23 protein-coding genes are annotated in these 23688 nt (G+C 60.7%); 9 read left to right on the plus strand and 14 right to left on the minus strand.

What is annotated here, in order from left to right; all coding sequences use genetic code 11:
• Positions 1-47 precede the first annotated feature (47 nt).
• From EGO55_RS02860 to EGO55_RS02885, 6 genes are all read left to right on the plus strand, one after another.
• Positions 48-1262 (plus strand): MFS transporter, encoded by a 1215-nt coding sequence (locus tag EGO55_RS02860; protein ID WP_161566004.1) that lies wholly within the window; start codon positions 48-50, stop codon positions 1260-1262.
• Positions 1259-2482 (plus strand): DUF1214 domain-containing protein, encoded by a 1224-nt coding sequence (locus tag EGO55_RS02865; RefSeq protein WP_021689487.1) that lies wholly within the window; start codon positions 1259-1261, stop codon positions 2480-2482. The genes EGO55_RS02860 and EGO55_RS02865 overlap by 4 nt, the downstream gene beginning before the upstream one ends.
• 231 nt (positions 2483-2713) lie before the next feature.
• Entirely contained in the window at positions 2714-3244 is a 531-nt protein-coding gene (locus tag EGO55_RS02870; protein ID WP_021689488.1) for a nuclear transport factor 2 family protein, read from the plus strand.
• Positions 3181-4512, plus strand: coding sequence for a sulfotransferase family protein (locus EGO55_RS02875; RefSeq protein WP_052023641.1), 1332 nt, complete (start codon positions 3181-3183; stop codon positions 4510-4512). Before EGO55_RS02870 ends, EGO55_RS02875 begins: the two co-directional genes overlap by 64 nt.
• A complete protein-coding gene (locus EGO55_RS02880; protein WP_021689490.1) occupies positions 4502-5671 on the plus strand; it encodes a DUF1214 domain-containing protein in 1170 nt (389 codons plus the stop codon). Before EGO55_RS02875 ends, EGO55_RS02880 begins: the two co-directional genes overlap by 11 nt.
• 15 nt (positions 5672-5686) lie before the next feature.
• On the plus strand, positions 5687-6223 hold the full coding sequence (locus EGO55_RS02885; protein ID WP_021689491.1) for a nuclear transport factor 2 family protein: 537 nt from the start codon (positions 5687-5689) through the stop codon (positions 6221-6223).
• A 46-nt stretch (positions 6224-6269) separates the two neighbouring features.
• On the opposite strand, the gene EGO55_RS20775 is transcribed toward EGO55_RS02885, so the two are convergent.
• The 4 genes from EGO55_RS20775 to EGO55_RS02900 all read right to left on the minus strand — a co-directional run bounded on the left by EGO55_RS20775 (position 6270) and on the right by EGO55_RS02900 (position 10007).
• Positions 6270-7175, minus strand: a complete 906-nt coding sequence (locus EGO55_RS20775) for a DUF1214 domain-containing protein (protein ID WP_201798920.1) — start codon at positions 7173-7175, stop codon at positions 6270-6272.
• Positions 7176-7195: 20 nt separating this feature from the next.
• Positions 7196-7798, minus strand: coding sequence for a DUF1254 domain-containing protein (locus EGO55_RS20780; protein WP_201798921.1), 603 nt, complete (start codon positions 7796-7798; stop codon positions 7196-7198).
• Positions 7799-7949: 151 nt separating this feature from the next.
• Positions 7950-9143, minus strand: a complete 1194-nt coding sequence (locus tag EGO55_RS21350; protein WP_084619949.1) for a TetR family transcriptional regulator — start codon at positions 9141-9143, stop codon at positions 7950-7952.
• A 3-nt stretch (positions 9144-9146) separates the two neighbouring features.
• On the minus strand, positions 9147-10007 hold the full coding sequence (locus EGO55_RS02900) for a LysR family transcriptional regulator (RefSeq protein WP_040715192.1): 861 nt from the start codon (positions 10005-10007) through the stop codon (positions 9147-9149).
• A gap of 301 nt (positions 10008-10308) precedes the next feature.
• Between EGO55_RS02900 and EGO55_RS02905 the strand changes: the two genes are divergently transcribed.
• Positions 10309-10806 (plus strand): nucleoside deaminase, encoded by a 498-nt coding sequence (locus EGO55_RS02905; RefSeq protein WP_021689495.1) that lies wholly within the window; start codon positions 10309-10311, stop codon positions 10804-10806.
• A 107-nt stretch (positions 10807-10913) separates the two neighbouring features.
• Here the strand turns inward: EGO55_RS02905 and dmpG are convergent, their stop codons facing one another.
• Together dmpG and EGO55_RS02915 are read right to left on the minus strand one after the other, a co-directional pair.
• Entirely contained in the window at positions 10914-11954 is a 1041-nt protein-coding gene (dmpG, locus tag EGO55_RS02910) for a 4-hydroxy-2-oxovalerate aldolase (RefSeq protein ID WP_124916679.1), read from the minus strand.
• 13 nt (positions 11955-11967) lie between these two features.
• Positions 11968-12909, minus strand: a complete 942-nt coding sequence (locus EGO55_RS02915) for an acetaldehyde dehydrogenase (acetylating) (protein ID WP_124916680.1) — start codon at positions 12907-12909, stop codon at positions 11968-11970.
• Between the two features lie 133 nt (positions 12910-13042).
• On the opposite strand from EGO55_RS02915, the gene EGO55_RS02920 reads away from it, so the two are divergent.
• Complete coding sequence (locus EGO55_RS02920; protein WP_084620188.1) at positions 13043-13804, plus strand: IclR family transcriptional regulator; 762 nt, start codon at positions 13043-13045, stop codon at positions 13802-13804.
• Between the two features lie 7 nt (positions 13805-13811).
• Here the strand turns inward: EGO55_RS02920 and metB are convergent, their stop codons facing one another.
• Positions 13812-14978 (minus strand): cystathionine gamma-synthase, encoded by a 1167-nt coding sequence (gene metB / locus EGO55_RS02925; protein WP_021691034.1) that lies wholly within the window; start codon positions 14976-14978, stop codon positions 13812-13814.
• 146 nt (positions 14979-15124) lie between these two features.
• Between metB and EGO55_RS02930 the strand changes: the two genes are divergently transcribed.
• Complete coding sequence (locus EGO55_RS02930; RefSeq protein WP_021691035.1) at positions 15125-15628, plus strand: DUF6306 domain-containing protein; 504 nt, start codon at positions 15125-15127, stop codon at positions 15626-15628.
• Here EGO55_RS02930 and EGO55_RS02935 read toward each other — a convergent pair.
• From EGO55_RS02935 to EGO55_RS02965, 7 genes are all read right to left on the minus strand, one after another.
• Entirely contained in the window at positions 15625-16638 is a 1014-nt protein-coding gene (locus EGO55_RS02935) for an FAD:protein FMN transferase (protein ID WP_021691036.1), read from the minus strand. The two genes, EGO55_RS02930 and EGO55_RS02935, sit on opposite strands and share 4 nt — an antisense overlap.
• Before the next feature lie 25 nt (positions 16639-16663).
• Positions 16664-17476, minus strand: coding sequence for a DUF4198 domain-containing protein (locus EGO55_RS02940; RefSeq protein WP_021691037.1), 813 nt, complete (start codon positions 17474-17476; stop codon positions 16664-16666).
• A 34-nt stretch (positions 17477-17510) separates the two neighbouring features.
• Positions 17511-18026 (minus strand): DUF2271 domain-containing protein, encoded by a 516-nt coding sequence (locus EGO55_RS02945; RefSeq protein ID WP_021691038.1) that lies wholly within the window; start codon positions 18024-18026, stop codon positions 17511-17513.
• Positions 18027-18050: 24 nt separating this feature from the next.
• Positions 18051-18716: a PepSY-associated TM helix domain-containing protein gene (locus EGO55_RS02950; RefSeq protein ID WP_084620220.1), complete on the minus strand. Its 666-nt coding sequence runs from the start codon at positions 18714-18716 to the stop codon at positions 18051-18053.
• A gap of 77 nt (positions 18717-18793) precedes the next feature.
• Positions 18794-20170: an ATP-binding protein gene (locus tag EGO55_RS02955; RefSeq protein WP_021691040.1), complete on the minus strand. Its 1377-nt coding sequence runs from the start codon at positions 20168-20170 to the stop codon at positions 18794-18796.
• A gap of 2 nt (positions 20171-20172) precedes the next feature.
• Positions 20173-21009 (minus strand): response regulator transcription factor, encoded by an 837-nt coding sequence (locus EGO55_RS02960; RefSeq protein ID WP_021691041.1) that lies wholly within the window; start codon positions 21007-21009, stop codon positions 20173-20175.
• Positions 21010-21169: 160 nt separating this feature from the next.
• Positions 21170-23524, minus strand: a complete 2355-nt coding sequence (locus tag EGO55_RS02965) for a TonB-dependent receptor domain-containing protein (protein ID WP_040716741.1) — start codon at positions 23522-23524, stop codon at positions 21170-21172.
• Positions 23525-23688: the final 164 nt, after the last annotated feature.

A 23688-nucleotide genomic window follows, 5' to 3' on the forward strand; every position in this document is an offset into this window, starting at 1 on the left:
CGGTCGCCCGGTAATTATCGCGCATGGAACCGCAGAATCAAACTCTGGTGAGCGAAGCAGCAACCCGCCTGCGGGCCATAGGCGGGGCGCAATGGATTGCGCTGCTCGTGGTCATGCTATCAGGGCCACCGCTGATGGCGCTGACCTTCTCCACTATCGCGCCCGTCCTGCCAGCCATTGCCCGCCATTTCGGCTCTCAGGAAGAAAGCACCCTGATCGCGCAGTGGATCATGACCGCGCCAGCGATGGGCCTGATGCTGGGCGGCCCTGCCGGCGGTTTCCTGATCGACCGCATCGGCCCCCGATGGCTGATTATCGGGGCTTTCGCCCTGTTTGCGGCTGCCGGTTCCGCGGGCCTTTATCTCAATAGCGCTCTCGCGCTTCTGATTTCACGGTTCCTGCTCGGTCTTGCCGGTTCCTGTATCGCGACCACCGCCACATGGCTGATCGGCGAACGTTTCGACGAACTGCGCCGCCGCCGGGTGATCGGCATTCAGGATTCCATCGCCGGGGTGACGGCGATGAGCGCTGTCCTCCTGTCAGGCATAATCGGGACCACAGACTGGCGATTACCGTTTGCGATCTATCTCATCGCGGTGCCTCTCTTTGTTCTCGCTCTGCTGGCGGTGCCCGCAGTAAGGCCCACGACTGATGCGGAGGCAAATCCCCCGCTTATCGGCGTGCTCGCCCCGCTGTGGCCGGTCTATGCGCTGGTTCTCGCCATGGCGGGCCTGATGATGCTTCCGGCCACGCAAGTGCCCTTCCTGCTGGAAAGCAGCGGAATTACCGATCCCATCACCCGGTCACGCGTGATCGCATCCAGCGCGGCACTGACCATCGTGTCGGCCGCGCTCTACGGCCCCATCCGGCAACGGCTGAAGGAACGCGGGACCCTGGCGCTGATCATTCTGGCCTACGCGCTGGGCACGACCACACTCAGCCAGTCGAGCGACGCCTGGGGCGCGGCGTTCGGATGTATGCTGCTGGGTACTGGCACCGGTCTGTTTTCACCCCATTTCACCAGCGTGCTGATCGCACGAACACCGCAACCGACACGGGGCCGGGCCATTGGCCTGCTGTTCGGCACCATATTCCTGAGCGAATTTCTCAGCCCGCTGATCATTCTTCCCTTGCGCGCCGCTTTCGGTGTGCATGGCGGTTTTCTCGCACTTGGCGTCGCCCTGTTTGCCGGCTTTGCCGTGGCCATCATCACGCGGCGCGGCAACGGCACACCCCCTGTTCCAGAAAGGATAGAAGCATGACAAACGATATTGCGGCAAACCGCGTGCTGACCGGTAAGGCATGGGACGATTTTTGCGAAACGGTCCGCCTGACAGGCCATGAAATTGACCGCTGGGGCGATGTTCCGAACGATCTCGACCGGACCGAATGGTATCGCCACCTCAGTCGCCTGCTGCGCAATGGCCTCGAACGGTTCGTGGAAAACAGCGAACCCGATCACCCACGGCTGCGCGACACGCCATTCCGGTGTTCGATCAACGCCCAAACCCCGGATCAGGATCACCTGTTATCCGAATGGTACGAACCGGGCCATTCCTACCGCGTCTGGGGCAATCGCGGCACGCTACCCTATTTTGTCATGGCCGCATGGAAAGCCAGCCAGGATCGCAATGTCGGCGCGCAGGATTGGGCCGACAAGGGTGCCGACAGCGTGAAGGAATTCGACCCTGCCATGCTCTACACGACCGATTTTCTGCAGAGCGACGCCGTTCAGTTCGATGCGGACGGCAATTTCGAGATCATCTGCAGCCCCGAAAAGCCGGCCGATGGCCGCGACTGGCTGAAGATCGACGACGATACCGTGGGCCTGCTGATCCGGTTGGTGCATCAGGATCGGGACAAGGAAGTGGCCCCCACATTCCAGATCGAACGGCTGGACAATCCGAAACAGCGCCCGGTCAAACCGGAAGAACTGGCGACCAATCTCGCCCGGGCGGCGCAGATGGTGCGCGGCTATGCCGAACTGGAACGGACATGGTGGTTCGACAATCTGGCGACCCGGGCCAACCAGCTGCAATTTTCGCGCACCGTCTATCTCAGCAACGGCGGCGTCGCCGACCGCCATCATGCCTTCGGCATGTGGGACAAGCCCAAGGATATGGCACTGGTGTTTCACTTTGCCACACCACCGGCCGAATACTGGATTTTCCAGTTGCTCAACATCTTTCAGGAAAACCTGGACACTTATGAACACAAGGGCGGCTACATCAATGGCATGATGGCCCGCCACGAAGCCGATGGCACAGTGCGGGTGGTCATCTCGGAAGAAAACCCCGGCATTGGCGGCAACTGGATCGACAGTTTCGGCCATGTGCACGGCACGATGAGCCTGCGCTTCATCAAATGCGCCGTCCCGCCCGAAGTCGCATCCTATTGCGTGCCTCTGGCCGAGCTGAAAGCCAACGGCTGGGCCGCACTGACGGACGATCGGGCCATTCACAGCGGGCAACTGGTGGAATAACGCCCCAGTCAGGGCGCAGCGATTGCGGCTGGAAACAGCGAGAGCCCGATCGCGGCGCCCTGATCCTCTGACCAGCTTGATCGGTCAGACCTGACCGTTCGGCACCGTTAAAATGATGGCCGGATAAACAAAGCCATAACCGGCCATGCCTTTGACGATTGCGCAGGCATGCGGCACGTTCCTGCACAAACAGGAACCGGCCAAGGCCGCCATGATCGCGTGGAGAGCATGATGACATATGCACAGGATGAAGTCGTAGATACCGTCGAACGCCTGATCGAAGCGTTCAAGAAGGCTGAGGAAACCAACACCTGGAGTTGGCTGGCGGACGAATTCTATCACACCGATGCCGTGTACGATTGTCAGTACGGCGGGGTTATGCCGGTCGTTGCCAATGGCGTCGATGAAATCCGCGCGACGCATTACGGGCGCGATATGGCCACCGGTTGGGAAGGCTGGTCATTCCCCTATGTCGGATATGCCGTGAACGGGAATGAAATCGTCACCCACTGGCTCAATCGCGGCCCCAGCCTGCGGCCTGACGGCACACATTATGACACCCATGGCGTCTCGTTCATCACTTATGGCGGAAATGGGAAATTCATCCGCCAGACCGACATGTTCGATATCGGACACCAGATGGTGCTGTGCGACGAACTGGACGATGCCGGCCTGCTTTCCGAACAACTGAAGCGCGAATGGGTGGAACCGATGAAGGCCCGGATCGCCGCCGCCATGGCACCGAAAGCCAACGCGGCGTGAACACGCCAGTGCAGTTCTGGCAAGCGCCAGAGCGCCCCGAATGGTTGGCCCGGATCATCGACGAATGTCGTTACATGGACCCGGCCGCCATCGTGCCGCTCGACGCGCAGAACCTTATTGCCACGGCCATGCAACGCACCGGGCTGGCCGATTTTGGCAGCGACGACTGGCGCGAACCGTTCGACATCCTGACGCGTTCGCTGGACAATGAGGCCGAGCTGCACCTGTTCGGCCGGATCATGACCCGGAACGAGTTGATCAACCTGCTCGAAGTGCGTCTTCGGGTTGAGGAAACCTATCGCCTTCACCCCGAAATCGAGGATGAAGTGATCGACGCGCCGGTGTTTATCACCGGGCTTGGGCGGTCGGGCACATCGATCCTGTTTGAACTGTTATCGCAAGATGGCCAGTTCGGCGTGCCGAGCAGTTGGGAAGCGATGTTCCCCTGCCCACCCCCCGAAGCGGCCACCTATCGCAGCGATCCACGGGCGGATGTGGCGCATCAATTGCTCACGCAATGGGGCCGCGCGGCCCCGCCCTGGCAGGCGATGCACGAAAGCGGGGGATGGATCCCCGCCGAATGCGTGGCCGTTTACGAAGCCTCCTTCCGTAGCGACAACATGCCGTCCAAGGCACCGGCCGGCGAATATGCCGCATGGCTGGCCAGCGCAGACATGAAGCCTGCCCTGCAATACTATGCCCGGCTCCTGAAACTCTTGCAGTGGCGCAATCCGCGCAAGCACTGGCTGCTCAAATCGCCATCGCACTTGTCCTATCTGCCAACCCTGTTCGACGTGTTCCCGGATGCACGCGTGATCGTGACGCATCGCGATCCGATCAAGGCCAATGCATCGATCACGAACATGCTGGCGACGCTGTTCTGGATGCGCAGTACCAAGCCGTTTAATGTCAGTGAATTCGAAGCCCTGATGACACCGGACGGGGTGGCCGCGCGGCTGAACCGGCTGATCGACTGGATCGATGCAGGCGATGTGCCCGCATCGCGCATATCCGCGTCACTTTACGCCGACCTGATCAACGATCCGGAACAGGCAGTTGCTACGCTGTACAAGCGCGTGGGCCTCACGCTCGACGACAAGGCCAGCGAGGCGGTGCGATCCTACATCGCGCACAAACCACGGCACAAATTCGGCGTGCACACCTACGATACGGGCACAGAGGCGGATATCATACGGCAACGCGATCTCTTCCGCCGTTATCAGGATCGCTTTGCCGTGCCAGACGAGATTGTCGCCCATGCCGGATGATACGGCCGCGCTGCGTTCGGCATGGCATGCCTTTTGCGATGACCTGAAGCAGGCAGGCGAATATGCGTTCGATCCGGCCATGCCCGATGCCCCCGCCGACCGCGTGGCGGGCCTGCGCCAGATCGCCCGCAATATTGCGCTGGCGCTGCAGTTCGAATTCGAGAATTGCGATCCGCTCCACCCGCAATTGCTGCATTATTTCGACCCGATCCGGAAACAGGGCGGCGACAATCCCGATGCGCTCTATCTCGGCGCCCCGATCAACGGTACCGATCACTATCGCATATCCGGCCATCGTGGCAGCGCCGACTATGTCGCGATCACTGCAGTGGAAAGTGGCGGCACACCGTTCGGCGGCGGGGTTGCCGGCATGCTGCTGGGCGACAATCTGCAAACAGACGCAGACGGCCGGTTCACCATCGACATCGGCCCCGAACAGCACGGTCCCAACTGGCTGCGGACCAGCCCTGAAACCTATCGCGTCACCATCCGGCAGTTCTTCGGCGATTGGGAAAGCGAACGCCCCATGCGCGCGGCGATTGAACGGATCGGCCCCGTCGCAGCCCGCCCGGTGCCGTCCCCGACAGAGCTTGGCGATGGCCTTGTCCGATCATCGCAATGGCTTGGCTGGTCCGTGCGGTACTGGGCCGAAATGCTGGCCCGCTGGAAACAGCAACCAGGCACGTTCCGCACCTACAGCGAAACCGTTACCAACCGGATCGATGCCACACCGGGCGGCGAACCGCTGACCGCCTACTGGACCTTGCCGCCGGGTGAGGCGCTGATTATCCGGGTCCATCCCCCACAGGCGCGATACTGGTCGGTGGAACTGGGCAATGCTTGGTGGGAAAGCATGGATTATCGCGACCGGTTGGCCAGCACCAATCACCATTACGCCCACCGGGAAGACGATGGGGAACTGCTGCTGGTGATTGCCCATACCGATCCCGGCGTGCCCAACTGGCTTGACGCCTCAGGTCATTCGGAAGGCTTTGTCACCTTCCGCTGGATTGGGGTCGATCATCTCGCCCGGCCGACAATGGAACGTGTTGCGATCGAAAAACTCGACGCTGTTCTGGGTCAATCCGGGCGTATCGACGCAGCAGGCCGCGCGGCGCAAATCGCCGCCCGCCAGCGCGGATTGCTCCACCGGTTTTGACAGGAGGCTGCACGCATGGACGATACCGACCACACGACCAACTTTTCGTTGCAGGGCCTCGCTGACAGGGCCGAGATTACCGATCTTGTCGCACGCTACAGCCACGCTGTGGACCGGCACGACTACGATCTGCTTGCCAGCCTCTACGCCCCCGGCGCCATTCAGGATCACGGTGCTGCATTCTGCGGGGAAATTGATGCCTTTATCGCATGGCTGCGACCATCGATGGGATCGATGCGTACCCAGCATGTTGTTGGGAATATGATTATTCGCCTGTTCGGCAACGAAGCCGAAGCGGAAGTCTACACCGTGAATTATCATATCATCGATGGCGAACGGCCGGTGCAGTTCATTGGCGGCGGGCGTTATCTCGACCGTTACGTCAAACATCACGGGCGCTGGCTCTTTGCCCGCCGCCGCCGGGTGATCGACTGGTCACGCGAAGAACCCGCCCTGCCCAGCCCCCACACGGCCAGTTCCGCACAAGGCGGCCATGGCCCGGACGATCCGGTCTGGACGGAACTCGCGCGTTGGCGCCAGACGTTCGGCTAATACCGCCGGGCAGGACAACCCTTGCCCGACACCGCGATCCCGCGCGCTAACTGCCCTTCTGCGCCATGATCTGCGGCATGGCATATGTGCCGTCGATCAGCGGCGCCTTGGGCCCATAGAAACGCGCGGCGAGCTGGAAACTGTCCCCTTTGGCGGTTGGCAACCAGTTGCGGGCCTGCTCGGGATCTTTGGGTCGATCCGGTTGCAGATAGAACGTCACTTTTCCATCCTTCTGCGCAAATTGGCCCGCCGCCAATTGATAGCTGGTCACGCTGTAACGATCGATCGGGTTCGGAATGAAATATCCGGCGGAATCGTAAACCGGCAATTCCCAGAACTCCGTCACCGGCGGCAAGTTGGCGAGATCGAGCGTCAACGTATAACGTCGGTCGCCATCCAGCACCTGCCCGCTACTGTCCCGAAAAACATAGGCGATCGTGTGGGATTCGAAGGGCACCGGCGTACCCCATGCCACGTCGTCAGAACCGGCTTTGGTCACATAGTCGAGATCGTCATGGAACAGCGACGATTGCAGACGCCAGCCATTCATATCGATCAGGCTTGCCTCCAGTGCCTGCTTGGCCTTCTTGCGGGCTGCATCGAAACCCGTCTGGGCTGCGGTAACCTGTGCTGGCGTCAACTGCGCAGGGTCGAGCAGAACCCCTTCCCGCAGGCCAAGCTTCTCGAGCTTTGCCAGCGTCGCCAGTTCCTTCGCTGAATCGCTGCGCCGGGTCATTGTCGGATCGTTGATGGCAAGACTGAGCAGTTGCAGATAATCGATCGCGGTCATGGTCCGGCCATAGTCCACGATCTCCTTCATCCGGGGCATATTGCGGTAGGTGCCCTTCACGACAGGCTGTTGCGCCAAGGGCGGGATCACACCACCGGCGGCGCTCCACAGGCTGAGCGGGGCAGCAGCCACGCTGTGCACCAGCTTGCGTGCCGCGGCCATATCCGCATCGCTCCGGTCCGTTACCGCGACCCGCACGGCCAGGGTAAAACTGTCAGAGGTTGCCCGATAGATTTGCGTCGAAAGAAATTCGGGGGCAGCATGCCGCGCCACCGGGGGCCGACAATCACATAGCGCTGCGGATCATTACCGGTGAATTGCGAGCCGACTTTCATGAACCAGTTCACATTCTGGTCGCCCGCCTGAACGCTCCAGTAGCGTTTGTCCGTCACCGCCGGAATTTCAACCACCACGGGTTCGCGCGAAACATCGAACGCACCACCGGAATAGAGCGTAGAGGCGTTGACCGTTGTCGCATAGCGGACCGACGCATCCATCAGGCGATCATTGGCCTGCATGCGGTTCACGCCGCGGAAGGCAGGCTGGCCTTCGAACTGGGTATAGACATAGCGCAATTCGTAGAACCCCGCGATGTTCAGGCCCCAGTAGAACGCTTCGCCCGTTAATGCTTCGATATCGGCGGGGGCAAGGGCGGGATCGAAACCCGTCGCCCCAAGCTGCGGCAAGGACGCAGCGACGAATGTAGAGGCAGATGCCGGCGTAGCGGCCTCCGCGATACCGGCCGCAAGCATCGGCAGGAGCGAGAGGACAAGAGATGGACGCATATTGGGCTCCCCTTGGCGACGCGGCCGCCACCTACCTAAACTGAACACAAGAACAGTCATAGACACACACAGAATCGCACGACATTCTGCATATTATTCTCAAATTTGGAAAGAATCTATGACCGCGACCAAGGGTGGTCAAGAATGAACTTTATATTTGTACAGCTCGATTTCTGTCGAATATACGACGCAACCAGACATCTGATGTCGTGTCGAGATATTCCGCACGCGCAGCCCGAGGCATGCGCAACGCCCGTTGCGTCAGAATGGTGGTAGCCGCTGACCAGATTATCCCATCCAGCCTGTCCACCTCGACATACCCTCGTGCATGCAACCAGCTTACGGCCGCCAATCCGCGAAGATTGCGAAACGTTTCCGCAAGATAATCAAATTCGCCAAAATGCGTGGCAGCATTCATGAACGCCGTCAGCGCTGCGATATCGTTCCTCTCATCGCAATTTTCATCCAATATGATCCGCGAAAGGAACTGCGGTGGAGGCACATCGCCCACCAGAACATCATTGACCGCACGCACCTGAACAGCCCGCGCGGCATCTCTCACGATGTCCTCCTTGGTGGGGTAGAAATAGGTCGTCGCAGCAGCAGAAAGCCCCGCTTCCGCCGCAATATTACGGTGCGTCAGCCCGGCGATACCCAACCGACCGCTAAGACGGATCGTCGCTTCCACAATCTGCTGCTTGCCATCGGGCCGCTGCTCGTCCTCCAGCAGCGCCAATGGAGTCCAATCCCCCATCAGATCCACGCACTGACCGGTCAATCGCCTCACCAGACGGGACATCAACTGGATAATCTGCGCATTTCGGCGGACAGCAACCCCGTCCAGCATCGCAAACGGCACGACGCCCGCGGCAACGACGCCGCAAAGCATCCGCGCCTCCGCGTCCAGCACATTCCCATCACACGGCAAACCCGCCCAGAACGCCTGCGCCTCACCCGACATCAGCCGGAACACAGCATCGGCACCCGCCGATTCCTCGCTGATTGCCAGCGTCCGTGCAATCTCGTCACTGGCAGCAAAGGCACGGCCGGTCCGCGCAAGCACGTCAACAAGCGCCGCTGAAAACACCGCCTCGGCGCCGAAACCGCCATCGCCAGCCGAAGAGAGCGCGACACCAATCGCATCGTAGGCGACGGCAATGCGCCGCTGCAGTGCGCCCAAAGCCGCCAGCAAAATACGATCACGATTGCGAAAATGATAGACGACCGCTGGCGGTGTGACCCCGACACGGTCAGCCAGGGCCCGCATTGTCAAACCGCCAACGCCAGCTTCAATGCATAAATCACCAGCCGCATCCGCCAATCTGGCGGCAGCAATCCCTGACAACGTTCACCTCTTCGCGTCGACGCCGCGGGAACGTTCCGACAGCGCCCTGACCATGAGTTCAACCAGAACCCCTATGGCACCCGCAGCTTCCCACGCATAGAGCGAGGTTGCCATCGGGCCATCAACGGCGAACGCATGACAGGGTCGCACATCATAGGCGCTGGCCGCAATAACCGGGATCAAAGAAAGTCCCAGCCCCACTTCCACGGCCACCAGAACGCTATCCAGGCTGTTGCCCGTGAAAGAGACATACCATTGGCGCTGTTCGCTTTCCAGGCGGGCGAACATTTCTTCGCGATACAGCCCCCCCACAGGGAACGTGACCAACGGCAGGGGATCACCCCATTCTTTCGTTATACGCGCGCTCTCGAACCAGCCGATCACTTCCGGGAAACTCGCGATGCAATCCGCAGCAGGCGCCTGCTCCTTTACCACCACGACATCGAACTCCCCCGCGCGATAGCGCCTGGTCAGGTCACGGCTTAGGCCCGCCGTAACATCCAGCCGAATCTCCGGATGCTGCTGCGCAAAAAACGCAAAAACCTCGCTCATTGTGGCAACCGCGATATCATCGGGTAAACCGATACGCACCGGGATTGCCCCCATCGGATCCGCCAGCCGCAGTTCCGCCTCTTCATGCAAGGCCAGTATACGCCGCGCGTAGCAGAGCAGACGCTCCCCCGCTTCGGTCGGACGTGGCGGACGTGAACCCCGCTGCACCAGCACATGCCCCACGGCTTCTTCCAGACGACTCAACTGCTGACTTATCGTGGACTGCGTGGTGTGCAACCGCTCCGCAGCAGCGGTAAATCCGCCGGAATCCACTATAACCACGAAGGCACGAAGAAGGCGCGGATCAAGCATCCACATCGACTCCTCAGAAAGGAATAAGATAACTAATTTAATTTAAAGTATTATTTTTCTGTATTTTGCCCATGCATGACCTTCATCATCATATTTAATTTCATGACATGGCAGAAAATAATTATCATTCTGACGCACATTCGTCAGCACTGATTTGAGACAAAACTCGGGATTACGCCCCCTTTCAACATCCACCAGAATTTTCACAATTGGAAAATAAATCATTGCAAATGCAAGATTTTTAATCTTCTTTGCGCCTATCCGCCTGTGATGCCCTTCATCGAAAGGATCGCGTTTTCATATGGATATTCAACGCCGTTTTCTGCGAGAGGCAATCGGACTGGCCTATTCCAACGTCGCCAAAGGGGGGCGTCCGTTTGGCGCGGTCATCGCCAGGCACGGCAAAGCTGTTGCGATCGGGGTCAACACAATCAACGTCACGCACGATCCCACTGCGCACGCAGAAATGAACGCCTTGCGTGAGGCGAGCCAGGTCTTGCAAACTTCTGATCTCACGGGTTGTGAAGTCTATGCCAGCGGGCAGCCATGCCCGATGTGCATGGCGGCCATGCGCATGGCCGGGGTCACAAGCGTAACCTACGCCTATTCCAACGAAGACGCGGCCCCCTTTGGCCTGTCGACCAATGCCCTCTATGCTGAACTGGCGAAGCCTTTCGTTGACCAGTCAATGGCCATCAACCACGTGCCCGAACGCTTCGACACGCATCCCGATCTTTACGCAGAATGGATTCGACGTGAGGCGCGAAAGACCCAGATGGTCCAAGTCACCCAGGTCTGAAAACGCACAAACGGGGCTGCAGCCATGCGCGCCGCCCCTCCTTTTCCAACGATGCCGAAGGAGTATCTGCCGCTGTCGGCCAGAGTCCCCTTCGGCATAGCGTCCTATCAGTTTGCCTGTTCCTTGAGCATATCGAGAGCGACATCGACGATCATGTCTTCCTGTCCGCCGACCATCTTGCGGCGGCCGAGTTCGACGAGGATCGCACGGGTGTCGAGGCCGTAGGTTTCCGCTGCCTTCTCCGCATGGCGCAGGAAGCTCGAGTAGACCCCGGCATAACCCAGCGCCAGCGTCTCGCGGTCCACCCGCACCGGGCGGTCCTGCAGCGGGCGGACAAGGTCTTCGGCCGCATCCATCAACGCCATGACATCGCAGCCATGGTTCCAGCCCTTGCGATCCGCTGCCGCAATGAACACTTCCAGCGGCGCATTGCCAGCACCGGCACCCATGCCGGCAAGGCTGGCGTCGATACGCACCGCGCCTTCCTGCGCGGCCACCAGCGAGTTCGCCACGCCCAGGCTGAGGTTGTGGTGCGCGTGGATGCCGCGCTGCGTTTCCGGCTTCAGCACCCGGTCATAGGCCTGAAGGCGATCACGCACCCCGTCCATGTCGAGCGCACCGCCGCTGTCCGTCACATAGACGCACTGCACGCCGTAGCTTTCCATCAGCAGCGCCTGCTGCGCCAGTGCTTCGGCATCGATCATGTGGCTCATCATCAGGAAGCCCGAGACATCCATACCCAGATCGCGCGCGATCCCGATATGCTGCTTCGATACGTCCGCTTCGGTGCAATGCGTTGCCACGCGCACCGAACGCACACCCAGATCATAGGCGCGCTTCAGTTCTTCCACCGTGCCCACACCGGGCAGGATCAGCGTGGTCAGAACGCTCTTTTCCAGAACTTCGGCCACCGCACCGATCCATTCCCAATCGGTGTGCGCGCCAAAGCCGTAGTTGAAGCTGGCGCCCGAAAGCCCGTCGCCATGCGCCACCTCGATTGCGTCCACGCCTGCCTGATCAAGCGCCCTGGCAATCGCCTGCACGTGATCGATGCCATACATGTGGCGGATGGCGTGCATGCCATCGCGCAGCGTCACGTCCTGGATGTAAAGCTTGTCGCCTGCTTCGACGTTGAGTTTACCGGTCATTGTCTGGATCTCCTCAAGCGTTCGCCGCAGCAGCCAGACGGCGCTGTGCCAGCAGTTCGCCCGTGGCCTTGGCGGCCGCGGTCATGATGTCGAGATTGCCCGAATAGCTGGGCAGGTAATCGCCTGCGCCTTCCACTTCGAGCATGATCATCGTCTTGATGCCGGTGAACTCGCCCATGCCGGGGATCTTCAGCTTGTTGTTGTCGCCAAAGCGTTCAAACTGCACTTCCTGCTTCAGACGGTAGCCGGGGACGTACTTCTGCACTTCGGCCGCCATCTCCTTGACCGACTGGCGGATCGCTTCTTCGTCCGCGCCTTCCGACAGCGTGAAGACCGTATCGCGCATGATCATCGGCGGTTCGGCAGGGTTCAAAATGATGATCGCCTTGCCCTTGGTCGCGCCGCCGACCTTTTCGATGGCATTGGCCGTGGTGCGGGTGAACTCGTCGATATTGGCACGCGTGCCCGGCCCTGCCGAACGCGAGGACACCGAAGCGACGATTTCTGCGTAGTGGACCTTGGCCACGCGGCTGACGGCCGCGACCATCGGGATCGTCGCCTGCCCGCCGCAAGTCACCATGTTGACGTTGGGCGCATCGAGGTTCTCGGTCATGTTGACCGGCGGAATGGTGAAGGGGCCAATCGCGGCAGGCGTCAGGTCGACCACCTGAATGCCATCGGCGCGCAGCGCCTCGTCATGAACCTTGTGGGCATAGGCGCTGGTCGCATCGAAGGCGATCCCGATTTCAGGATAGACCGACAGCTTCTTCAGCCCCTCGATCCCTTCGTGCGTCGTCGCAATCCCGTGCGAACGCGCCATCGCCAGACCTTCGCTCGCCTCGTCAATCCCAACAACCGCAACCAGTTCCATGTTCTGCGGGTTCTTGATCATCTTCATCATCAAATCGGTGCCAATGTTACCCGACCCGATAATCGCTGCCTTCACTCGTGACATCGCTGTCCTCCATCTCTCATCCCGCGTGACAACCAAGTGCTCTGACCATCGATAGCCCGCGTGCAATCACTGCGCGCATGTAGGAGGCTGGCACTCTTGAATCCAGTTGCCCGACATCCCAACTTCTCAATATATGAGAAATAGTATTCCTCTCCTGTCCTCCTTGCGGCGCAGCCTGGCCATGCTCGAGGCCGTGATTGCCGACGGGGGCGAACATTCGGTGTCCACGATTGCCCGCCGGATCGGCACGCCCATTGCCACCGCGCATCGGCAAGTGGCGACATTGATTGTGGAAGGTTATCTCACGCCGACCCGCGGCGGTAGGCATATCGCCGGACCAAGGCTGCTCGACCTGCTGCACAAGCTGGATGAAAAGCAGGTCATCGCCAATGTCGCCGCACCGGTATTGCAACAGCTTGGCAGCCGCCTGCGCGCGGTGGTGCAACTGGGTACGTTCGAAAACGACATGGTGACCTACCGGATCAAGGCCGGACAGGGTGCCGCCACGCTGTTCACCAAAGTCGGGATGCAACTGGAAGCCTATTGTTCCGGCATCGGCAAAGTCCTGCTGGCCAACCTGCCTGAGGAACAGTTGCGCGGCTATCTTGCCACCGGCCCTTTTGTACCGCTGACGGATCGCACCATCACCGATCCTGCGCAGCTTTCCCAGGAACTGGAACGGGTCCGGAATCAGGGTATCGCGATCGACGATGGTGAGATTGCGGAAGGCCTCTTTTGCATCGCCGCGCCGATCCGCATGCCCGATGGCAGGGTTCCGGCGGCGATTTCGATTTCCCGCAACATCGCACAGGTTACCCCCGCCCATGAAGAGAGCGTGCGTGCCTTGCTGATGGATGCCGCACAGACCATCGAAAAACGCATTCGTTCAGCCTGATCGCATCTCAGTTGGAGCAAGCAGCAAGGCCCGCTTCCAGCCCCGCGATCAAATCCTCTTGCGCTTCCAGCCCGATCGACAGCCGCAGCAGGCTATCGCCAATCCCGGCAATGGCACGCGCATCTTCACCCATATCGGCATGGGTCATGGTTGCCGGGTGCGCCACGAGGCTTTCCACACCGCCCAGCGATTCCGCCAGCGTCAGCACATCGAACGCGCCAACAAATTGCTTTGCGGCGGCCCCACCGCCACGCAGATCGAAGCTTAACATCGCACCGAAACCGCTTTGCTGGCGCGCGGCAAGCGCGTGGCCCGGATGCGATTCAAGGCCCGGATAGTGCACGCGTTCCACCGCCGCATGGCCTTCCAGATACCGTGCGATAGCCATGGCATTGGCCTGCGCGCGCTCCATCCGCACGAACAGGGTCCGCAACCCCCGCAAGGTCAGCCATGCATCGAACGGCGCGCCGGTGGTACCCACTACATTGGCCCAGTAACGCAGTTGTTCCGCCCGTTCGGCATTACTCGCAACCACCGCCCCACCGATCACATCCGAATGGCCGTTGAGATACTTGGTCGTCGAATGGATCACATAGTCCGCGCCGAGCGACAGGGGGCGTTGCAAGGCGGGGGACAGAAATGTGTTGTCCACCCCGACCAGAGCGCCCGCAGCATGGGCCTTTTCCGACAATGCGGCGATATCCGCGATCCGCATCAACGGATTGCTCGGCGTTTCGATCAGCACCAGTGTCGGCCGCCCATCCAGCGCGGCATCGAATGCCACGGCATCGCGCTGGTCAACCAGCCGCAAGGAAAACTGCCCCAGTGCCGCGCGCGCCTTAAGCAAACGCATGGTGCCGCCATAGCAATCGTTGGGGGCGATCACGATATCGTCGGGCCTGAGTTGCCCGACCAGCAGATCGATGGCGGCCATCCCGCTCGACGTCACCACCGCGCCTGCCCCGCCTTCCAGCCGGGCGAGCGCATCGGCCAGCATATCACGGGTGGGATTACCGGCCCGGCCATAGTCGTAAGTGCGCGGTTGCTCGAACCCGGCGAATTCAAAGGTGCTCGACAAGACCAGAGGTGGCGTCACGGCACCGAATGCCGTGTCGCTGGCCACTCCGTGCGTGGCAGCGATCGTTTCGGGGTGCAGCGGATACTTGGCGGTCATCACTTTGCTTCCTGACGCGAGCATCATTCCGCACCTGCCCTGCAAAAATCAAAAGAAATATGCGTAGGCCGCCATGAGTGGTAAATTTCCTCGCATATCCTCGGCCCACCCGCGCCCTGACCGGGCCAGCGCAAGGGAGAAGACACATGCCCGATGACGAACCATCCTCGCCCGTATGCTACGCGAATGAGGCCGATGCGATCTACATGGGCTACGCTGGTCGGGACGAACTGATCGCCGCGCTGACCGAATTGCTGGAGGCGGAACGCGCAGGGGACAGAATTGCCCATGCCAGCACCAAGGATGCGCCCGATACCGGCTATGGTGACCTGATGCGCGCGGTGCGTGGCGACGAAGCGCATTGGTGCGCCATGCTGGCGCGCTATCTCAAACGGCTGGATGCCACGGTATCCACGCGATGCGGCGCCTTTCATCAAAAGGCGATGGCGATTGCCGATCCCTGGGAACGCCTCGCGTTTCTCAATCGCGGCCAGCAATGGGTCGTCCGCAAGCTGGAAACGCTGATGCCACGCGTGCGGGATGATGGTCTCTACGCCGATCTGCGCAAAATGCGCGACAGCCATCGGGTCAACATCACCATGGCAGAAATGCTGCTGAACAGCCCGGATGGCCCGTCCACACCCGCCTAACTTATGCTGTCATCGGCCCAATGCCGCCAGGCCGCGCTGCACACCGTGCCATCGGCCGAAACCATGCGTGCGGGGATACCATGGGCATCGGCAAAGGCCAGACCATGATCAGGGCCAAGCACCATGATGACCGTCGCCAGCGCGTCGGCCTGCATGCAACCTTGATGCAGGACAGTTGCTGACAGCATGTAATCAGACAGGGGAACCGCCCCCACCGGATCAAGGCTGTGCGACCAGGATCGCCCTTCTGCACTGCGGCGGCGGCGATAATTGCCGGAGGTTGCGATCGACCATCCCGTCAGCGCGACGCGAGCATGGATGGCGGTGCTGCCTGGCGGGATATCGATATCAACCCACCATGGCAGGCCATCGGCCTGCACCCCCGCCCCACGCAGTTCCCCGCCGATTTCCAGCAAGGCATGGCGAATGCCTGCCTGTTCCAGTTGCCGCATACCGTAATCGACCGCAAAGCCCTTGGCGATCCCGGACAGGTCCAGCCGCAATCCGCCCGGTTGCAGAATGTGCCTGCCGGTCTCGTCCTGTTGCAGATCGGCCCAGCGATAACGCGTGGCTTCCTTGCCGGGCGTGGGCAGCCACCCCGGTGCAGGCCCGGCGCCAAACCCCCACTGTTCGCTGACCTCACCCAGAGTGGGATCGAACGCACCGCCGCTTGCGGCCGCGATCTGCACAGCACAATCGAGAACGTAGGCAAATTCAGCAGAGATCGGAAACACGTTGCCCGCAGGTGCCCGGTTGAACCGGCTTATCTCCGATTCCGGTTCCCACTGGCTCATCTGCGCGATGATACGATCGAAGCCCCGCAACAGCAGCGCACGAACCACGCCGTCGTCTATCGCCGGATCGACTACTGCGGACAGCGACCAGTATGTCCCCATCGTTTCGCCATCAAGGCGCAGGGTCCGCCCGCCGGACAGCGGCTTTACGGCATCGCGTGTGATGCCGGGGGGAAGCAGCAGTTCGCCCGCTTCACCCTGATCCCCCCGCATCATTTCAAAAAGACCAGAAACCCCGCCGTCAGAGCGGCAGGAACTCCAGCACCGCGACATAGGATGCACGACGACCGGGCTGGCCATCCTTGCCTTCGACCGACTTGTCGGTTTCGAGGAAATACATCCCGGCGTTCTTCGCGTTCAACGTGACTTCGCCCTTGGCATCGGTGGTCAGCTTCTGGCTGCCCGCGTCATTGCGATAACGCGTCCCGCCTTCGACGAATTCGACTTCGAGCCCCGCAGCAGGCTGGCCATCGAGCAGGAACCGCATGACAGCGGCTTCACCTGCGGCCAAATCGGTCGGGTGGGTCACCGGAATCATTTCCAGCCCCTTGCCAGTCGGCTTCAGGGCGACATCATTAGGGGCGCCCAGTGTCACAAACGTTTCGGTGCGCGAGGCGTTTTCGCTAACCTGCACTTTGGTCGCGCCCGCGGGGATCTGGGACAACTGTTCCTTCGTGCCGCGCCAACGCTGGCGTTCGCCGTTCAATTCGTATGAGCCTGCCAGACCATCGCTGACCAGCGCCACGCGATAGGTGCCCTGCTGCTTCAGCGTCACTTCAAAGGCGCTGCGCAGCTTGCCCGACCCGATAATATCGGGCGAGACCGGATTGCCATCCGGTCCGGTAATCGTGAGATTATCCAGCGGCGTACCACGATGTTCGAACACAAACAGCTGATTGGATGTGGCCGCATCAAAACTGGCCGTGGCTTCCTGTCCGGCAAAGACGGTCATCGAAGGCAGAAGCCACCGACGATGTGCCTCGGCGGGGCTCGATGCAAGCGCGGTCAGGCCAAGCGCGAAACCTGCGGCAATCAAACTGGTTCTGGCAAACATTATGGTGTCCTCTCGTATAGGGATGACTGATAGATCAGGGCTTTACGGTAAGGGTCACCGCCCCCAGTTCAGACTGCCCCTTGGCAGACGCTGTACGGGTGCCCTTGGCCGGCCACTGGAACGGAAGGCTCAGCAGTTCGCGACCGCCGACTTCGCGTGCGGCCTCAATCTGCAATTTGTAGGCCCCCGGCGCCAATTTGCCGAGCGGCCGGGCCCCTTCGGGGAATTTCAGAGTATAGCTTCCCGGCCCCTGGGTCGGGCCGCTGATGCCGTTCGCCGGCATGGCCAGGGTGCGCCCGGATTTGCGCCACCAGGTACGCAGATCGGGCAACCACTTGGTGCCGGCTTCCTTGCCTTTCAGATCGATATCGTACCAAACGTCGAGATTGCTCACGGCTTTCCCGTCCGCTGTCTCGATCCAGATCGCAACGTAGGGCTTGTGGTATTCGGCAACCTTCAGCCGGGGAATTTCAACCGTGACTGTCAGTTCACCGGCCATGGCCGGTGTTGCGATCAGGCCAGTAGCGGCAAAGACAAGTGTTTTACGCATCGTTCGTCGTTCGTCCTTCGGCGTTCAGTGCATCAGGAAAATGAGGAGAAACATCGGGATGATCACACCGGCGCCGACAATCGGCCAGGTGGACCGCCGTTTTTTGGCGTGCAGTTGCAGCAACAGAAACCCGGTCAGGCTAAAGATGATGCAGGCAACGGCGAAAATATCGAGAAACCACGACCATGCCGTACCGGTGTCACGCCCTTTGTGCAGGTCGTTGAAATAGGCGATCCAGCCGCGATCCGTATCCTCGAACGTGACATCGCCACTTGCCCGATCCACCGAAACCCACGCATCGCCGCCGGGCCGTGGCAGGGCCACATAGAGATCGTCATCATTCCATTCGGGCTTGCGGCCCTTCATGCTGATGTCGAGTTCGCCTTCAAGCCATTGCGCAACCGCCGCAGGAACCGGTGCTTCGCCAGCCCCCTTCTCCAGAGTGGGGAGCAGGGCCGCGGGCAAAACCCGCTCCTCGTTCGTGACGACAGCACTGCTTTCGATGGACGCCGCGTGATTGAGCGTGATCCCGGTGATCGCAAACAGCAACATGCCGACAAGACAGATTGCACTGCTCATCCAGTGCCACGTGTGGAACTGGCGAACCAGAAAAGGAGGGATGCCGCGCTTCTTTGCCGGTCTGGATGCTGCCGCACCCTTCCCGCGCGAACGCGGCGCACTAGATTGCATGTCCATCGGAATCGGAACCCACTTGAATTGGATGTCGGGTGAGCTAATTGCGAATAAAGTGCAATAGCAAATTTGTGTCAGTTTGTATCGTTAGACCGCACAGGACCGACATCGGGGGCCGCTGGCAGCGAAAAGTGCACGGACAATCCTCCTGATGCAGCGGTGCCCAGCACGAGTGTTCCACCCTGCCGTTCCACGATCCGCTGAACAATCGACAACCCCAGCCCGGCCCCTTGCACATGGTTGTGGTCGGGCACCTGATCCAGCCGATGAAATGGCTGCAACGCCTCGGCCCGCTTCGCTTCAGGAATGCCCGACCCATCGTCATCGACGGCAATCTCCACCCGGATACGATCAGCACCGGATAATCTGACCTCGATCCGGTTCGCATAACGGCGGCTGTTGTCGATCAGGTTCTGCAGAACACGCGTCAATGCGGCCGAGCGGGTATGCAAGGTGAGCGTTTCCGGGCCTATATAATGGACATTAGCCCCCATATCGGCCGCATCATCGACGATTGTGGATACGAGCACGGCCACATCGAGCAAACGTGGCGGCTCGTCCTCGCCGCTGCGGACATAGGCCAGCGTCGCATCGATGAACCGCTCCATCGCGGCAAGATCGTCGCCTATCGCCTCTTTCTGTTCTTCGCCTTCCAGCATGGCCGTGCGCAGGCGCAAACGCTGTATCGGTGTGCGCAGATCGTGCGAAACGGCGATAAGCGCCTGCGTGTTGTCTTCGATCATGCGCAGGAGGCGGCTTTGCATCGCGGCGAATGCGGCGCCCACGCGCCGGACTTCGTGCGGGCCCGATGGCGTGATCCGCGCCGCGTGATTGCGCCCGGTCTCGTCCGCCGCCTCGGCCAATTCGCGCAAGGGACGGATCAGCGTCCGCACGAGGCCCAGCGCCACGCCAAACACCAGCAGCATCAGCAGCACATGTGCCAGAATTTCAAGGCTAAACGGCAGGGGGGCGTTGAGATAGGCGCTGACGCGAAACGACAGATAGGTACCGTCCTTCAGCCGCAGCACACCCATGAGATCGCGCGAACCACCCCCGGCGGTGGGCAGCAGGCTCAAGCGCATTTCCCGCCCCGACAGAGCGGGAACGAAATCGAGCAAGCGGGCGCGCATGGCGGCCAGTTGCGGCTGGGCCGCACTGTGATCGGTTACGACACTGCGCGGCACCCAGTTGAGCGCCAGCCCCTCCACCTCAAGCGCGCGAACAAGCGCCACGCGCTCCGGCAAGCTGGCATTTTCCGCAATTTTCGCCGCGCTGTTGATCTGTTCCGCGATATGTCGGGTCTGCTCTACCGAAACCAGTTCGCGCGATTGCCAGCGATGGAGGGCGAAATTTCCCAGTGCTTCCAGCAAAACCGCGCCCAATAAGACGATGGCGATGCGGGTGACCAGGCCAGCGCCGCGCGCCTTATCCCGCCCACCCTGTTCCGGCACGATCAGGACCCCGTCACATCCGCTGCAAACATATAGCCCACGCCGCGGATTGTGCGGATCAGCGCGTTCTTGTTGCGGTTTCCGCTAAGCTTGCGGCGCAAGCGGCTGACCAGCACATCGATGCTGCGATCGCTGGGGTTGCCAATGCGATGGCGCACCAGTTCGATCAGGCGTTCGCGCCCGATAGTGCGTTGCGGATGGCGCAGCAGGGTCTGCAAGAGATCATGTTCCGCTGCGGTCAGCGAGACTTCCGCCTTTGATGGAGCCAGCAATTCACGGCGTTTCGGAAAATAGCTCCAGCCAGCGAAATCCAGTCGCGTGACAGAGAAGGCTTCGGGCGGAATGCGCGATTCCCCTGCCCTGCGCAACAGCGCCCGGACACGGGCCAGCAGTTCGGAGCGGCTGAACGGTTTGGCGATATAATCGTCCGCACCGGTATCCAGCCCCGCCACGCGATCGGCCTCCAGCCCACGCGCGCTGACGATGATAATCGGAACCTTGCTATATTCGCGAATGCGGTTGCAGAGGATCAATCCGCTTTCGCCCGGGAGCATGATATCGAGCAGGATCAGATCGATCGGGCTGGACCCGCGATCCGCCATGATGCGGAACATCTCTTCCCCATCGCCCACACCTGTCGCTTCGTAACCGTTTTCGATCAACAGGCGGGTCAGCAATGCCCGCAAGGGGGGATCATCCTCGACCACGATGATGTGCGGAACAGGCTCCGCCCGGAAATCGACCTGATCGTCGGACACCGTATCTTCAGGGCTTCCCCACACTGCAGCGGCACCCGATGGCGTCAGAAACCGGCCATCATCGCCATTTCGGGAAACCATTTGTAACAAGGCCCTAGCTCCATCATCGCCCCAATGAATGCGATTTACTCGCAATAATACCCTATGACGGGATTCCCCCGATCCCGCAATGCACTTGCCCGGACGGGCATGCGCGACCGAAGCCAATGCCCCGGTCGCGCAATCCCTTTCACAGAGCCGATCAGAAGCGCGCGTTGACGCTGATCCAGTAGCTGCGGGCCTTGTCCTTGTTGTTATAATCGTCCGTGTATGTGGGGGTGTACGAACCGTCGCCGTTGGCCACAAACGTGTGCTGGTAGCTGGTGAAGTCCCGGTCCAGCAGGTTGTTTACCCGCCCGCTGAGCGTAAGGAAATCGGTCAGGCGATACTGCACACCCAGATGCAGCACTTCGTAGCCCTTGTAGTACAAGTGGCTGCCATCGACGCCGAGGCCACGATAACGGCTTGAACGATGCTCTGCCGTGAGTTGCGTGCTGAGCCCTTCGGTGATCTGCCAGTTGATCGTGGCGTTCGCCATGTGCTTGGCCGTGTTGGTCAGCGGCTGGCCCTTCTCCGTCCCGCTGCGCTGCTTGCTGTCGGTGTAGGTGTAGTTGGCGCGCAGCGTTACCCCTTCGAGAATCTTTAACCGCCCCGCCACTTCAACACCCCGGATGCGGGCCTTGTCGACATTGACCGGGGCATTGATCGTCCCGCCCAGACCAAGCACTTCCCAGTAATCGCCCAGATTGGCGCAAGGCCGCACGAAATTGGTTACCGCACAGGGGCGGACACTGGTCGTGTCGATCTTATCTTTGAAATCGTTCTGGAAGACCGTGAGGTTGAGGCCACTGTCAGGCGTCGGATTCCAGTACAACGCGACTTCGCTGTTCACACTGGTTTCCGGCTTCAGATCGGGGTTGCCGATCATCGGGCTGGTACCCTGACCACCAAAACCACGAATCCCGTCATAGAGATCGGTCGTCTTCGGGGTCTTGTAACCGGTGCTGACCCCGCCCTTCAGGGTGAGGGTCGGATTGATATTGTAGACCGCATAGAGGCGGGGGCTGAAATGGCCGCCAAACATGTCGTGGCGATCATATCGCAATCCGCCGGTAATCGTCAGGCCATCAACCGGGGTCCAGTTATCTTCCGCGAACAGCGACCAGATCTTGTGCTTCTGCACACCCTTGATGCCATCGGCGGATTCTTCCAGCCCGAACACCCCGTCTTCCAGTTCACCATTGATATATTGGCCGCCGACGATGAAGTGGTGCTTTCCGCCGAAGCCTTCAACCGGGATATCCAGCCGGGCGTCCAGCGTGAACTGGCGGCTTTCCAGCTTGCGCAGCGGACGCGGCAGGAAGGTTTCTTCCGCCAGCGCGCGGCGGGCAGCCGTGCTGAGCCCCGCATAGGCGCCGGTGCCGCTGTACATCTGCTGGAGATGGACACGCTCCGCCACGGAGAATGGCATCGTGCGGCCCTTGTTGTTGGTCGCCACGTAAGCCAGCGACACAAAGCTGCGGCCGAAGCCCCATTCGCCCTGATGGGTCACCGACCAGTTAAGACGGTCGAAGACCTGCTTTTCGGTGTAGCCGACACGCGGCTGCACGACGCCTGCCGTAGCCCGCCAGATACTGTCAATGCCGTCGAGCGTACCCAGCGGATAGCTGATGGCGCCGGTTTCTGCGTCAACGGTTGGCGTATTGTCGTAAGACTGTCGCGAATAATCGATGTCGAAGACAATGCTCTGATTGTCGGCAGGCGTCAGGCTGAGCGAACCGCCAATGCTCCGGTTAATATTGCTGACCGTCTTGCCCCCACCGCCGAAGCCCAGTGCACGCAGATGGGTCGTCCCTGCCGGATCGATCACCGGGGTATAATCCGGTTCCGAAGCATAGCGTTTGTAGATCGAGCCACGCAGCGAAAGGCCCAGGAGCCCCGGAACGATCGGCCCGCGAACGGCCGCGTCGAACGTCATATCGTCACCGAAATCGCTCTTTTCCTGGATGCTGCGGCCGAATGTGGCCGACCCGGTCCAGCGGTCCGCGACCTTCTTGGTGATAATGTTGATCACACCCCCAAGCGCATCCGCACCATAAAGCGTCGACGCCGGTCCGCGGATCACCTCGATCCGCTCGATCGCATCCAGCGGTGGTACGTGGTTGAACTGGTTGCCGCCGAAATCGTTGGGGTAGATGTCCCCGTGGTTGTTCTGACGTTTGCCATCGATCAGCAGCAGCGTGTATTCTGCGCCCATCCCGCGAATGCTGATAGTGCGCTGGCCGGTCTTGTCCGACGTTTCCCCGACGTCGACACCTTCCAGATCGCGCACGGCGTCGATCAGCGTGATATAGGGGCGCTGTGTCAGTTCCTCCGCCGTGATGACGCTGATGCTGGCTGGCGCATCGGTGATTTTCTGTTCGAAACCCGCTGCCGTAACCACGATCTCGCGCCCATCGCGCAACTGTGTCTCAGCGCCCTCGTTCGCATGGGCCGTACCACAGCCCATCATCGCGAGCACGATCATGCTCGCCCCAGCCACCCCATGTCGCGACATCTTCGATTTTTGCTGACGCATTCCTTAGCCCCGATTCATATTGATACTAATTCTCAAAAGCGAGGGTCGGGTAGAAGTCAGCACGTCAACCCGTCAATGGCGAGAACGCAATTGCGAGCGACGAGCAATACTTTGTTACAATTCACCGCGCTCGGCACCGGGCC

It is taken from the genome of Caenibius tardaugens NBRC 16725, assembly GCF_003860345.1.
Classification (GTDB): Bacteria; Pseudomonadota; Alphaproteobacteria; order Sphingomonadales; family Sphingomonadaceae; genus Caenibius; species Caenibius tardaugens.